Raw genomic sequence first — 12,513 nt, 5'->3', positions numbered from 1 at the left:
CACCGTTCCCGACGCCGTGAACGCCGCGCGCGCCCGACCGGCGCGCGCCCCGACCCCAGGACGTGACCCCGCACCGATGAGCCTGCCCGCGCTCGACGTACACCTCACCGCCGACGACGCCGACACCGCCCTGCGCGCGGACGCGCGCCGGGGCCTCACCGCCAGCCCGAAGGTGCTCACCCCCCAGTGGCTGTACGACGCCCGGGGCAGCGAGCTGTTCGAGCAGATCACCGCGCTGCCCGAGTACTACCCCTTCACCGCCGAGCGCGAGGCCCTGACCGAGCACGCCGACACCATCGCCCGCGCGGCGGCCGCCGACACCTTCGTCGAGCTCGGCTCGGGATCGTCGTCGAAGACGCCGGTGCTGCTCGACGCCCTGCAGCGCGCCGGCACGCTGCGCCGCTACGTCCCGGTGGACGTGTCGCCTGCGGCGCTCGAGGAGGCCGTGCCGGGGCTGGTCGAGGCCTACCCGGGGCTCGACGTGCACGGCGTCGTCGCCGACTTCACCAGCGACCTGCGCAGCGTGCCCCACGACGGGCGCCGTCTCGTGGCGCTGCTGGGCGGGACGCTCGGGAACTTCGAGCCCACCCATCGGCAGACGTTCCTCGCCGCCCTTTCCGACGCGCTCGACCCGGGAGAGGCGTTCCTCGTCGGCACCGACCTCGTCAAGGACGAGGCGACGCTGGTGGCGGCCTACGACGACGCCGCGGGCGTGACGGCGGCGTTCGACCTCAACGTGCTCGGGGTGCTCAACCGGGTGCTGGGCGCGGACTTCGACCCGGACGGGTTCGAGCACCTCGCCGTGTGGGTGCCGCAGGCCAGCCGGATCGAGATGCGGCTGCGGGCGCGGCGGGCCATGCACGTGCGGGTGCCCGAGCTGGACCTGGAGATCGACTTCGCCGACGGCGAGGAGATGCGCACCGAGATCTCGACCAAGTTCACGCGCGAGCGCATCCGCGACGAGCTGGCCGTCGCGGGCTTCTCCCACGACGGGTGGTTCACCGACCCGCAGGGCCGGTTCGCGCTGTCCCTCGCCGTGCGTCTCCCGGCCTAGCGTCACTCAGCGGCACCAGGCGCGAGGAGAGACCCCCGGAGAGACGCCCGGAGAGACCCCCGGGGAGCTCCGTGGCCAGCGAGGACGCGACCGAGGACACCGTCGCCGACGGCGCCCTGTCCGCCGTGGGCGCGGCGGGCGCGGTGACGCCGTGCGGCGCCATGGCCGAGAGCGGCGCGCCGCCGGACGCCGGGACGTCCGCCGGGGCGTCGCGGCCGGCGGTGTCGTCCTCGGTGTCGTCGTCGGTGTGGTCCTCTGTGCCGTCCGTGGCGGTGCTCTCCGGCGTCGGGTCGTCGACGACCCAGCTGCCGTCGACCGGACGGCGGGCGAGCGTGGGCCCGGCGGTGAGCGCCTCCACCGAGACCGTGCGCAGGCGCAGCCGGGCGCGGGTGACGTGGCGCGGGGCCCCGCGCACGACGACGGCCACCACCAGCCGCTCGCCGTGCGGGTCGGGCACGGCGTGGAGCACATGGTGGTGGCCGTCGTCGGTGCTCACGGTGAGCTCCGCGAGGGTGGGGGCCAGGACCTGGGCGGCCTTGACCATGTCGGCGTGGGACGCCCCGAGCAGCTCGAGGTCGGCGAGCCCGGGCTGGTCGCCCGGGTCGTCGACGTAGCCGTCGAGGATCAGTCCGCTGTCGACGTCCACGAGGGTGGCGGCGACGATGCGGCGGTCGTCGAGCAGCGGGCGCAGGACCGCCGACAGCCCGTCCGAGCGCACGCACGTCAGGTGGCGATGTCGGCCACCTCGACGGGTCGAGCTCCGCTCTCCCGTCGGCGTGCTCCCCGCACCGTCTCCCACCCCCGCGGCTCCCCTCCGGTGACGGGCGTCAGCGCCGTCCGGCCTGCTGGTAGTAGCCCTGGTCCTGGGCGGGGACGGCCGGCGCCGACGACGGGTCGTCGAGGTAGAAGCGCTGACCGATGACCTTGAGGTCCCGGCGGGCCATCGCGAGGTTGGCCTGCTGGCGGTTGAGGACCAGGTAGAAGAACAGCTTGTCGTCGCCGTTCGAGTAGATCGGCCGGATGAGGTGGTACTGCGTGTCGAGCGTGATCAGGATGTCCTCGATCGTCTCGCGCAGGCCCAGCTTCTGCATGACGTCGAACTTCGCGCGCACGACCTCGCTGTTGCCGGGGGCGGCGACGTCGAGGTCGAACTCGGCGCTGCCGCCGCGTGACCCGAGGGTCATGCCGCTGTCGTAGTCGACGATCGCCACGGCGAACGCGCCCTTGATGTTGGCGGCGGCGTTCAGGGCGTACTCGACATCACTCATGGGTTCCTCCGTGTCGGGGTCGCTCCGGGGGAGCGGGTGGTCGGTTCGGGGCCGCCGGCGACGGCCGCCCGGGGCGTGCGCCCCAGGCGGAGCAGGCCGGCGAGGACGCGCCGCAGGGTCTCGGGGTCGGAGCGCCAGCGTTGGCCGAGCACGCCGGCCGAGCCCTGTGGTGCTGCCGTGCCGTCGCCCGGCCCGGCGTCCGGCGTGGCCGGGATCGCGGGCAGGGCGGACGCGGCCGGTGGCCGGCGGGGCCGGGGGAGGTCCGGAGCGGTGTCCGGGACCCCACGCCTCGGCGACGGTGCCGACGACGTGTCCCGCGAGCTGTCGCGCGGCGTGCCCCGTGCGGGCCCCGCGGCCCACGGCGTCGCCGGGGGCCGGGCGGGTGCCCGTGCGGGCGGCCGCGAGGTGGCCGGCGGGCTCGACGCGGCGGGCAGCGCGGCCGGGACCGGGGCTGCCGGGGACGCCGGCCCGGACGGCGCGCTCGCCGGCGTCGCTGCCGGCGGGCGGATCGGGGGTGGGCTGATCGTGCTCGGTCCGCGGTCCGGCCAGCTCCGCGACCCGACCGCAAGGGGAGAGGCCGCCGACGGCGTCCGGGACGGGACGCGGGGCGCGGACGTCGACGACGGGCCCGGGGGGAGCTCGGCCCGAGCGGCCGGCGCCGGGGTCCTGGTCACCGCGGGGGTCCGGGTGGTGAGCGCGGCGAGACGCCGGCGGGCGAGGGCGAGGTTGCCGCCGTCGCGGTGGACGCGGACGTAGATCCAGCCGGCCGACGGCGTACCCACGGCGCGCAGCAGGTGGTGGGCCGTGTCGGTGGTGACGATGACGTCGTCGAGTGCGAGATCCCGGTCGGTGGCGACGGCGGCGGCGCGGCGGCCCCAGGCGAGCACGGCGGCGGCGGTGCCCTCGTCGGTGCCGATCTCGGCGACCACGCGGCGGTCGTGGCCCTCGGGGTCGGTGTCGGTGAGGAGCGCGTGGGCCAGGCCCGGGAGATCGCGCAGCGACTGGAGCGAGAGGGACGAGGCGGGCGGCGTGGTCACCTCGGCGGCGGGGCTCAGAGGAGCTCCCGGGACGGGCCCCGTGGGGGTCGCCGTACACGTCGCCGCCGTGATCACGGAATCCTCTCGTTCGCAACTCGGTCGGGTCACAGCGTAGGGCCGGGGGTTACGGAGAGCAATTGGCCGTTCGGATGAGGTCACCTGACTGAGGGATGCAGCCATTAGTCCGAGGACGGAGTGATTACTCTACGCCGAACGGTCGGATTCCTCAGTATTCGGACGAGTGACGACGCATGAGGGTGACACAGCGACCGGAACGGCCGATCACGCCGATCAGGCCGAGGCGCGCGACACCAGCCGCGACCACAGGCCCCCGCCGCGCCGGTCGGCCGGCGCCGCGGTCGGCTCGCCGGCCGCGGTCGCGCACGACTCGCACCGGGATTCCGGAGGAGCCGAGAGCGACGAGGCCCAGACGGTCGCCCGGCACAGCGCCTCGAAGCGTCCGTCGCCGCCCTGGGCGGCCAGGAACGCGGCGTCGGAGACGGCGTGGTCGGCACCGTCCACGGCGCAGGTGAGCCACATCAGACGGTTGCGCTTCACGACGCCACCCCCGCCACGCCGTCGGCGCCCAGCAGGTCGTCGAACGCCCCGCCCTTGATGTCGGCGAGGAAGTCGCTCATCTCCGCGACCGAGAACACGAGGGCCGGACCCTCGGGGAACCGCGAGTTCCGCACCGCCACGCCCTGCGAGCGCACGGAGGCGAGCTCCACGCAGTTGCCCTGCTTGCCGGAGCGGGCGCTCTTGCGCCACGTCACGTCGGGCAGAGCGTCGTGTGCATTCGGCACCTGGCCCATGCGACCGCCTCGATCGTCTGCACGTGCATCCGTCGCCGTCGACAGTAGCAACTGCCCGGGGCGTCTGCACGTGCATGTGACGTGGGCGGGTCGTCCCGTCACGGACGGTCCGGTCGCGGACCCCGGGGCTCAGCGCTCGGCGGCGAGCTTCGTGAGGTACTGGCGGGTCTCGTCCGGCGTCAGCGCGTCGACGGCCACGCGGTCCATGACGCGGCTGTACTGCTCGACCTCGGGCCGCTTGTCCAGGTACGTCGCGTGGGTGAGGTGCTCCTGGTACACGAGGTCGGGCAGCTCGGGCTCGGAGAAGCGCAGGATCGAGAAGGTGCTCTCCGCGGCGTAGCCGGACAGCGCGAACGGCAGGACCTGGATGACGACGTTCGGGAGCGCGGCCACCTCGAGCAGGCGCTCGATCTGCCCGACGAGCACGGCGTGGCCGCCGATCGGGCGGTGCAGCACCGACTCGTCGAGGATCGCCCACACCGTCGGCGAGTCGCGGCGCCCGAGCATCTGCTGGCGGCGCATGCGCACGGTCAGGCGGCGCTCGTCGTCGGCGGTGGCGCGGTCGGGGTGGCCGGACGTGATGATCGCGCGGGCGTAGTCCTCGGTCTGCAGGAGGCCCGGGACGAACATGAGCTCGTAGGTCTGGACGCGCGAGGCGCTGGTCTCCAGGCCCACGTAGTCCTCGAACCAGTCGGGCAGGACGTCGCCGTAGGGCTGCCACCAGCCCGGCTCGTTGGAGCGGCGGGTCATGTCCAGCAGGAGCTCGCGCTCGGAGTCCTCGGTGATCCCGTACATCGTCAGCAGGTCGGCGACGTCGCGCTCCTTGAAGCCGACCTTGCCGGCCTCGAGGCGGCTCATCTTCGAGTCGGACCCGCGGATCGACCAGGCGGCGTCCGAGCGCGCGACGCCGGCCCGCTCGCGCAGGCGTCGCAGCTGGGCGCCGAGGATGATCCGCCGCGCGGTGGGCCCGGTGCCCTCCGGCTCGGTGTGCTCCTGCTCGGCCACGTCTGGTGCGCTCCCCGCTGTCCTCGGGCCCGCTTCTTCACGCCGCTCACGGCCCCCGCCCGGCACCGGCCCGTGCCGCCGAGCCCGAGACGTTACACGGGCCCCTGCTTGCGTGTCGGCTGTCGGATGTCCGCTGATCGACCCGCACCGGGTCGGACATCAGTACTCTCCTAGGGTGAGCCACCGACCGTGACGTACCTCCCGATGGGAAACCGATGACCGCTGCGCACTCGTCGTCCCGCTCGGGATCGGCTCCGGCCTTCATCGACACCTCGAAGGCGAGCATCGCGCGGGTCTACGACACGGCGCTCGGCGGCAAGGACAACTACCCCGCCGACCGCGAGGTCGTCGACAAGCTGCGCCAGGTGGCGCCCGAGATCGGGCAGTTCACCGTCGACCACCGGGCATTCCTCGTGCGCGCCGTGCGCTTCCTCGCGGGCACCGCCGGGATCGACCAGTTCCTCGACCTCGGCTCGGGCCTGCCCACCGCGGAGAACACCCACCAGGCCGCGCAGCGACTGCGTCCCGAGGCCCGTGTGGTCTACGTCGACAACGACCCGTCGGTCGTCGCGCACGGGCGCGCGCTGTTGGAGGAGAACGACCGGACGTTCTTCTCGCCGGGCGACCTCACGGTCCCGAGCGAGGTGCTCGCCGACCCGGTGGTCACCCGCACCCTCGACTTCGACCGGCCGATCGCGCTGCTGCAGCTCGGCACGCTGCACCACTACGACGAGAACGAGCTGACCTGCGTCGAGATCATGCAGCAGTACATCGACGCGCTGCCCTCGGGTTCGTACGTGGCGCTGAGCCACTTCATGGACCCCGAGAACGAGCACAGCGTCGTCGCCCGCCGCATGGAGGACGTCTTCCTGCACAGCCCGCTGGGCACCGGCGTGTTCCGCACCCGTGAGCAAATCCTCGCGATGTTGCCGGGCCTCGAGCTCGTCGACCCGGGCCTGGAGCTGTGCGTCAAGTGGTGGCCGGACGGCCCGCAGCTCGCCCCGCTCCTGCCCGCGCAGCAGTGCATCGCGGGCGTGGTGGGCCGCAAGCCCTGACCCGTCGGTGAGCGCGTCCGACCGCGAGCGCTGGGACGCCCGCTTCACCGGCCTCGGCGCGGGCGAGCCCGGTCCGCCGGCGGCGCTCGCCGGCCGCGAGGACCTGGTGCCCACCGCCGGGCGCGCGCTCGACCTGGCGTGCGGGCGCGGCACGGTGGCGGTCTGGCTGGCGCGCCGCGGCCTGGTCGTCGACGCGGTGGACGTCTCGCCGGTGGGCCTCGCCGCCGGCCGCGCCCAGGCCCCCGAGGTGCGCTGGATCGAGGCGGACCTCGACGACGGGCTGCCGGTCACGGGGCCCTACGACGTGATCGTCTGCCAGCGCTTCCGCGAGCCTGCGCTCTACCCCGTGCTCGTCGACGCGCTCGCCCCGGGCGGGCTGCTCGTGGTGTCCGTGCTGTCCGGGGCGGGTGACACCGGCGGACCGTTCCGGGCCCCGCCGGGCGAGCTGCTCGCCGCGTTCGGCGCGCTCGACGTGCTCCACCACGCCCAGGGGCAGGGGGAGGAGAGCGTCGTCGCACGCCGGTGACCGGTCCGTGCCGCCCGCCCCTGCACCGACCGTGGCGACGCGTGTGGCCTCTGTAAGGCATGGTGCCGACGTGGCGAGAGGTCGATACTCGGACGGTCGGTCGTCAGGGCCGACCGGGTGAATGCGGACGAGGAGGCGCCAGGCGTGGGGCAGCTGTTCATCGACGGAGCGTGGACGACAGCGGTCGACGGGGGCAGGCGGGAGATCCGTTCTCCCGCGGACGGACACCTGGTCGCGGAGGTCGACGAGGCGGGCGCGAAGGACACCGAGCTCGCCATCGCGGCGGCACGACGGGCGTTCGACGACCACCGCTGGTCGTCGGTGCCCGCACCCGAGCGCGGAGCCCTGCTGCTGCGCGTCGCCGACCTCCTCCAGCGCGACAAGACCCGCCTCGCGCAGGCCGAGACCGACGACACCGGCAAGCGGATCGCCGAGTCCGAGATCGACATGGACGACATCACCCACTGCTTCCGGTGGTTCGGGCACCTCGCCGCCACCGACGACGGGCGGCTGGTGGACACGGGCATCGCCACCGCCCGCAGCAAGGTCGTGCACGACCCCGTCGGGGTGTGCGGGCTGATCACGCCCTGGAACTACCCGCTGCTGCAGACCGCGTGGAAGGTCGCGCCGGCGCTCGGGGCGGGCTGCTCGTTCGTGCTCAAGCCCAGCGAGCTCACGCCGCACACGGCGATCATCCTCATGGAGCTGCTGGCCGAGGCCGGGGTGCCCGACGGGGTCGCGAACCTCGTGCTCGGCGCCGGGGCGAGCGCGGGCGCGCCGCTGTCGACCGACCCGCGCGTCGACATGGTCAGCTTCACCGGCGGGCTGGTCACGGGCCGGCGGATCATGGAGTCGGCGGCGGCCACGGTGAAGAAGGTGGCCCTCGAGCTCGGCGGCAAGAACCCGTTCGTGCTGTTCGCCGACGCCGACCACGAGACGGCCGTCGACAACGCCCTCACCGCGATCTTCCTGCACTCCGGGCAGGTGTGCTCCGCCGGCGCGCGGCTCGTCGTCGAGGAGTCGGCGCACGACCGCATCGTCGACGACCTCGTCGCGCGCGCACAGCGGATCCGCCTGGGCGGGCCCGACGACCCGGACACCGAGACCGGCCCGCTGATCTCCGCGGCGCACCGCGAGAAGGTCGAGGCCTACGTCGCGGCCGGCGTCGCCGAGGGCGCCGTGCTGCGCTGCGGCGGCGAGCGCCCGAGCGATCCGGAGCTGGCGAACGGGCACTACTACCCGCCGACGATCCTCGACCGCTGCACCCAGGACATGAGCGTGGTGCACGACGAGTCGTTCGGCCCCGTCCTCACCGTCGAGACCTTCACCGACCTCGACGACGCGGTCCGCATCGCCAACGACACGGAGTACGGCCTGGCCGGCGCGGTCTTCTCGTCCGACCACGGCACGTGCGAGGAGGTCGCCGCGCGCCTGCGCCACGGCACCATCTGGATCAACGACTTCGGCCCGTACGTGCCGGCCGCCGAGTGGGGCGGCTTCGGCCACTCCGGGATCGGGCGCGAGCTCGGCCGCGCCGGCTTCGCCGAGTACCAGGAGCCCAAGCACATCTGGACCAACACCCGGCCGGGCCCGACCGGGTGGTTCCCCTCATCGACCAGCCGTTCCACACCGAGCCAGAACACGATCAAGGGCAGTGGTTCATGAGCACGAGTCACGAGAAGACGCACAAGCAGGCCAGCGCGGCGGACGCCGAGGACATCGACGAGTTCGGGTACAAGCCGACGCTCGTGCGGTCCCTCGGCAGCTTCCACACCTTCGCCGCGGGGATCAGCTACATCTCCATCCTCACCGGCACGTTCCAGCTCTTCTACTTCGGGCTCGGGTCCGCGGGCCCGGCGTACTGGTGGTCGTGGCCCCTGGTGTTCGTCGGACAGCTGATGGTCGCGCTGTGCTTCTGCGAGCTCGCCGCCCGGTACCCGGTCGCCGGGTCGATCTACAACTGGAGCAAGCGCCTCTCCCACCACGGCGTGTCCTGGCTCGCCGGCTGGACGATGCTGACGGCGTCCATCGTCTCCCTCGCGGCCGTCGCCCTCGCGCTGCAGGCGACGCTGCCCGAGATCTGGTCCGGGTTCCAGTTCATCCCGGAGGACGTGTCCAACGCGGAGGCGCTGAACGGCGTCATCCTCGCCACGGCCCTCATCGTGTTCACGACGCTGATCAACGCCTTCGGCACCAAGCTCATGGCCCAGATCAACTCGACCGGTGTGTTCCTCGAGCTGATCGCCGCCGTCGTCCTGATCATCCTGCTGGCGATCAACATCGTGCGCGGGCCGCAGATCGTGTTCGACACCGGCGGGATCGACGCGAGCGGGCGGCCGCTCGGCTACGCCGGTGCGTTCCTCGTGGCGATGTTCGCGTCGCTCTACGTCATGTACGGCTTCGACACGGCCAGCTCGCTGGCCGAGGAGTCGCACGACCCGCGGCGCAACGCCCCCAAGGCGATCCTGCGCGCCCTGTTCTTCTCGTTCGTCCTCGGCGGGCTCATCCTGCTGTTCGCGATCATGTCGGCGCCCGACCTGTCCGACCCGGCGCTGAGCTCGCTGGGCGGTCTGCAGACGCTGATCCTGCAGGTGCTCGGAGGCGGTGTCGGCACGGTCATCCTCATCGCCGTCGTCATCGCGGTCGTCGTCTGCGACCTCGCCGTGCACGCCGCGGCGATCCGGCTGGCGTTCGCGATGAGCCGCGACAACAACCTGCCCGCGGGCTCGAAGCTGTGCACGATCAGCCCGCGCTTCGGCACGCCGGTGGTCTCGTCGGTGACGATCGGGATCATCGCGATCGTCCTGCTGCTGGTGACCTTCAGCCCGCAGATCTACACGGTGGTCACGTCCATCGCGATCATCATGATCTACACGGCGTACCTGCTGGTCACCGTGCCGATGCTGATGCAGCGGCTGCGCGGCACCTGGCAGCCCCGGCCGGACGGCTTCTCGCTGGGCCGGTGGGGCCTGCCCGTCAACATCCTCGCGATCATCTGGGGCGGCTTCATGACGGTGAACCTCGCCTGGCCGCGCAACGAGGTCTACAACGCCAGCGAGCCGTTCCACTGGTACCTGCAGTGGGGCGGCGTGCTGCTGCCCGGGGTCATCCTCGGCGCCGGATTCGCGTACTACTGGACCGTGCAGCGCCACAAGACCGGCGTCGTGGCCGAGCACGCCCGCGTGGAGACCCCCGTCGACAAGCCCGTCCAGGAGGCGTGATGGCCGAGAGAGAGTTCGACTACGTCGTCGTCGGCGGCGGGACGGCGGGGTGCGCCGTCGCCGCCCGCCTCTCCGAGGACCGGGACGTGTCGGTCTGCCTCATCGAGGCCGGACCCTCGGACGTCGGCGACGACCAGATCCTCGACCTGAGCCGCTGGATGGAGCTGCTCGAGTCCGGCTACGACTGGGACTACCCCATCGAGCCCCAGGCCTCCGGCAACTCCTACATGCGCCACGCCCGCGCGAAGGTGCTCGGGGGCTGTTCCTCGCACAACTCCGCGATCGCCTTCTGGGCGCCGAAGGAGAACCTCGACGACTGGGCCGCCGGCGGCGCGACGGGCTGGAGCGCCGAGGAGTGCTACCCCTTCTACCGCAAGCTCGAGACCGCGCTGGACACGACGGAGGAGGCCGAGGCCCCGGGCCGCGGGACCGACGGGCCGGTCACCATCCGCACCGTCGGGGACCACGACCCGTGCGGTGAGGCGCTGCTCGCCGCGTGCGAGCAGGTCGGGCTCCCGACGACGCCGTTCAACACCGGCCGCACGGTGGTACGGGGCGCGAACTGGTTCCAGGTCAACGCGAAGCCCGACGGGTCGCGGTCGTCGGCGTCGGTGGCCTACATCCACCCGAACCTCGACCGCCCCAACCTCACGCTGATGACCGGCTACCGGGCCGAGAAGCTGAACCTCGACACCTCCGGGTCGCGTCCCCGGGCCACCGGCGCGCGCCTGCGCACCCCGGACACCCGGCACGCGATCGACGTGACCGCCCGGCGCGAGGTCATCCTCTCGGCGGGGGCGATCGACGGCCCGAAGCTGCTGATGCTCTCGGGCATCGGGCCGGCCGCGCACCTGCGCGAGACCGGCATCGAGGTCGTCGTCGACGCCCCGGGTGTCGGGGAGAACCTCCAGGACCACCCCGAGGGGCTCGTGCAGTGGGAGGCCCTGCAGCCCATGCCGACGGCGTCGACGCAGTGGTGGCAGATCGGGATCTTCGCGGGGTCCGAGGGCCGCAGCACGCCGGACCTGATGTTCCACTACGGCTCGGTGCCCTTCGACATGAACATCGTGCGCTACGGCTACCCGACCGCCGACAACACCTTCTGCCTCACGCCGAACGTCACCGGGGCCCGGTCGACGGGCACGGTCCGGTTGTCGACCCGCGACTACCACGACAAGCCGAAGGTCGACCCGCAGTACTTCACCCACGAGCACGACCGCGAGGTGATGATCCGGGGCATCCGCGTCGCCCGGGAGATCGCGGCGGCGCCGGCGCTGAAGGAGTGGGTGGGCAAGGAGCTCGCGCCGGGGGAGCAGGCCTCCACCGACGAGGAGCTCTTCGAGTACATCCGCAAGACCCACAACACCGTCTACCACCCGTCGTGCACGGTGAAGATGGGCGCGGACTCCGACGCGATGGCCCCCGTCGACGCGCAACTGCGGGTCAAGGGCGTCGACGGCCTGCGCGTGGCCGACGGGTCGATCATGCCGGACCTGATCACCGTCAACCCCTGCATCACCACGATGATGATCGGGGAGCGCTGCGCCGACTTCATCAGGAACCCACGCTGACGTGCAGTATCCGGCCTCCGGCGCGGCAGCTCCGCTGCGCTGCGTGCCGCTGGGCCCGTCCTGACCTGATGGACGGGGCGGGCCCGGCGTGATCGTCGCTACGGTTGCCTCCCGTGGCACCCGGGGGAGATGTCGTCGACGCCGCGCGCTACCCCCTCGACGACCCCGGTGATCCGGCCTGGGGCGAGGTCGTCGCCCGGGCGCGCGCGGAGCTGCGGGCGCAGGGGTGCACGGTGCTGCGCGACGTGGTGGCCCCCGGGCACCGCGACCGACTGCGCGCCGAGGGCGACGCGGTCGCCGGCCACGCGCACGCCGACGTCGCCGAGGTCAACGTCTACAACACCGACCCCGACCCGGCCCTGCCCGCCGACCACCCGGCGCGGGTCGTGCTGCACCGGCGCAACGCGTTCGTGGCGCGCGACCACATCCCGGCCGACCACCTCGTCGCGCGCCTCTACGCGCACCCGGGCCTGCACCGGCTGATCGCGGCCTGCGTCGAGGTGCCCGCGGTGCACCCGCTCGCCGACCCCTACGCCGGGCTGACGCTCAACGTCGTGGCGCCGGGCGACGACCACCCCTGGCACTTCGACACCAACGAGTTCGCCGTCAGCCTGCTGACTCGCGCGCCGGAGAGCGGCGGCGAGTTCGAGTACTGCCCGGGCCTCCGGACCGTCGGGGCCGAGAACCACGCGGGCGTGCGGGCGGTGCTCGACGGTGACCGCGGGCCGGTCCGGCGCCTCGTCCTGCGCCCCGGTGACCTGCAGCTCTTCCGCGGCCGCTTCTCGCTGCACCGCGTGACGCCCGTCGGCGGGACGACACCGCGCCACGCCGCGATCCTCGCCTACAGCGAGCGCCCCGGTGTGCTCAACTCCCCGACGCGCAGCCGCCAGCTCTTCGGCCGCGTCGCTCCCGAGCACCTCGCGGCGGCCACCGTCCGCGGTGACACGCTGCAGGACTGATCCCC

General features: G+C 73.0%; 13 protein-coding genes. 7 read left to right on the top strand and 6 right to left on the bottom strand.

The features are described 5' to 3' along the window. Positions 1-76: 76 nt before the first annotated feature. Positions 77-1,054, top strand: a complete 978-nt coding sequence (gene egtD / locus PHK61_RS03620; RefSeq protein ID WP_274279594.1) for an L-histidine N(alpha)-methyltransferase — start codon at positions 77-79, stop codon at positions 1,052-1,054. Here egtD and PHK61_RS03615 read toward each other — a convergent pair. From PHK61_RS03615 to PHK61_RS03590, 6 genes are all read right to left on the bottom strand, one after another. After that, the gene (locus PHK61_RS03615) at positions 999-1,772 is read right to left on the bottom strand and encodes a hypothetical protein (protein ID WP_274279593.1); all 774 of its coding nucleotides are present in this window, start codon (positions 1,770-1,772) and stop codon (positions 999-1,001) included. The genes egtD and PHK61_RS03615 overlap by 56 nt on opposite strands. 109 nt (positions 1,773-1,881) lie before the next feature. Then, positions 1,882-2,322 carry a hypothetical protein gene (locus PHK61_RS03610; RefSeq protein WP_274279592.1) on the bottom strand — a complete coding sequence of 147 codons (441 nt, stop codon included), beginning with the start codon at positions 2,320-2,322 and terminating at the stop codon, positions 1,882-1,884. Continuing rightward, positions 2,319-3,359: a hypothetical protein gene (locus tag PHK61_RS03605; protein ID WP_274279591.1), complete on the bottom strand. Its 1,041-nt coding sequence runs from the start codon at positions 3,357-3,359 to the stop codon at positions 2,319-2,321. Before PHK61_RS03605 ends, PHK61_RS03610 begins: the two co-directional genes overlap by 4 nt. 291 nt (positions 3,360-3,650) lie before the next feature. After that, positions 3,651-3,917 carry a hypothetical protein gene (locus tag PHK61_RS03600; RefSeq protein ID WP_274279590.1) on the bottom strand — a complete coding sequence of 89 codons (267 nt, stop codon included), beginning with the start codon at positions 3,915-3,917 and terminating at the stop codon, positions 3,651-3,653. Beyond that, complete coding sequence (locus PHK61_RS03595) at positions 3,914-4,162, bottom strand: DUF397 domain-containing protein (protein ID WP_337993914.1); 249 nt, start codon at positions 4,160-4,162, stop codon at positions 3,914-3,916. The genes PHK61_RS03600 and PHK61_RS03595 overlap by 4 nt, the downstream gene beginning before the upstream one ends. A 138-nt stretch (positions 4,163-4,300) precedes the next feature. After that, positions 4,301-5,176, bottom strand: a complete 876-nt coding sequence (locus tag PHK61_RS03590; RefSeq protein WP_274279588.1) for a helix-turn-helix domain-containing protein — start codon at positions 5,174-5,176, stop codon at positions 4,301-4,303. Between the two features lie 215 nt (positions 5,177-5,391). Between PHK61_RS03590 and PHK61_RS03585 the strand changes: the two genes are divergently transcribed. The 6 genes from PHK61_RS03585 (at position 5,392) to PHK61_RS03560 (ending at position 12,508) form a co-directional block, all read left to right on the top strand. Then, entirely contained in the window at positions 5,392-6,231 is an 840-nt protein-coding gene (locus PHK61_RS03585) for an SAM-dependent methyltransferase (protein ID WP_274279587.1), read from the top strand. 7 nt (positions 6,232-6,238) lie between these two features. Beyond that, on the top strand, positions 6,239-6,757 hold the full coding sequence (locus PHK61_RS03580; protein ID WP_274279586.1) for a class I SAM-dependent methyltransferase: 519 nt from the start codon (positions 6,239-6,241) through the stop codon (positions 6,755-6,757). Positions 6,758-6,901: 144 nt separating this feature from the next. Continuing rightward, positions 6,902-8,422 (top strand): aldehyde dehydrogenase family protein, encoded by a 1,521-nt coding sequence (locus tag PHK61_RS03575; protein WP_274279585.1) that lies wholly within the window; start codon positions 6,902-6,904, stop codon positions 8,420-8,422. Further along, entirely contained in the window at positions 8,419-9,978 is a 1,560-nt protein-coding gene (locus tag PHK61_RS03570; RefSeq protein WP_274279584.1) for an APC family permease, read from the top strand. Before PHK61_RS03575 ends, PHK61_RS03570 begins: the two co-directional genes overlap by 4 nt. Beyond that, positions 9,978-11,549 carry a GMC family oxidoreductase gene (locus PHK61_RS03565; protein WP_274279583.1) on the top strand — a complete coding sequence of 524 codons (1,572 nt, stop codon included), beginning with the start codon at positions 9,978-9,980 and terminating at the stop codon, positions 11,547-11,549. Before PHK61_RS03570 ends, PHK61_RS03565 begins: the two co-directional genes overlap by 1 nt. Before the next feature lie 113 nt (positions 11,550-11,662). Then, entirely contained in the window at positions 11,663-12,508 is an 846-nt protein-coding gene (locus tag PHK61_RS03560; RefSeq protein ID WP_274279582.1) for a HalD/BesD family halogenase, read from the top strand. Positions 12,509-12,513: the final 5 nt, after the last annotated feature.

Source organism: Actinomycetospora lutea (genome assembly GCF_028737205.1).
Taxonomy (GTDB): Bacteria; Actinomycetota; Actinomycetes; order Mycobacteriales; family Pseudonocardiaceae; genus Actinomycetospora; species Actinomycetospora lutea.
The sequence above is the reverse complement of the archived record's forward strand: the minus strand, read 5'-3'. Positions and strand labels throughout refer to the sequence as shown.

Excerpts from the sequence above, each read along its gene's own strand:
- egtD (WP_274279594.1), top strand. The coding sequence starts at position 77 with ATGAGCCTGCCCGCGCTCGACGTACACCTCACCGCCGACGACGCCGAC.
- PHK61_RS03610 (WP_274279592.1), bottom strand. The coding sequence starts at position 2,322 with ATGAGTGATGTCGAGTACGCCCTGAACGCCGCCGCCAACATCAAGGGC.
- PHK61_RS03570 (WP_274279584.1), top strand. The coding sequence starts at position 8,419 with ATGAGCACGAGTCACGAGAAGACGCACAAGCAGGCCAGCGCGGCGGAC.
- PHK61_RS03565 (WP_274279583.1), top strand. The coding sequence starts at position 9,978 with ATGGCCGAGAGAGAGTTCGACTACGTCGTCGTCGGCGGCGGGACGGCG.
- PHK61_RS03585 (WP_274279587.1), top strand. The coding sequence starts at position 5,392 with ATGACCGCTGCGCACTCGTCGTCCCGCTCGGGATCGGCTCCGGCCTTC.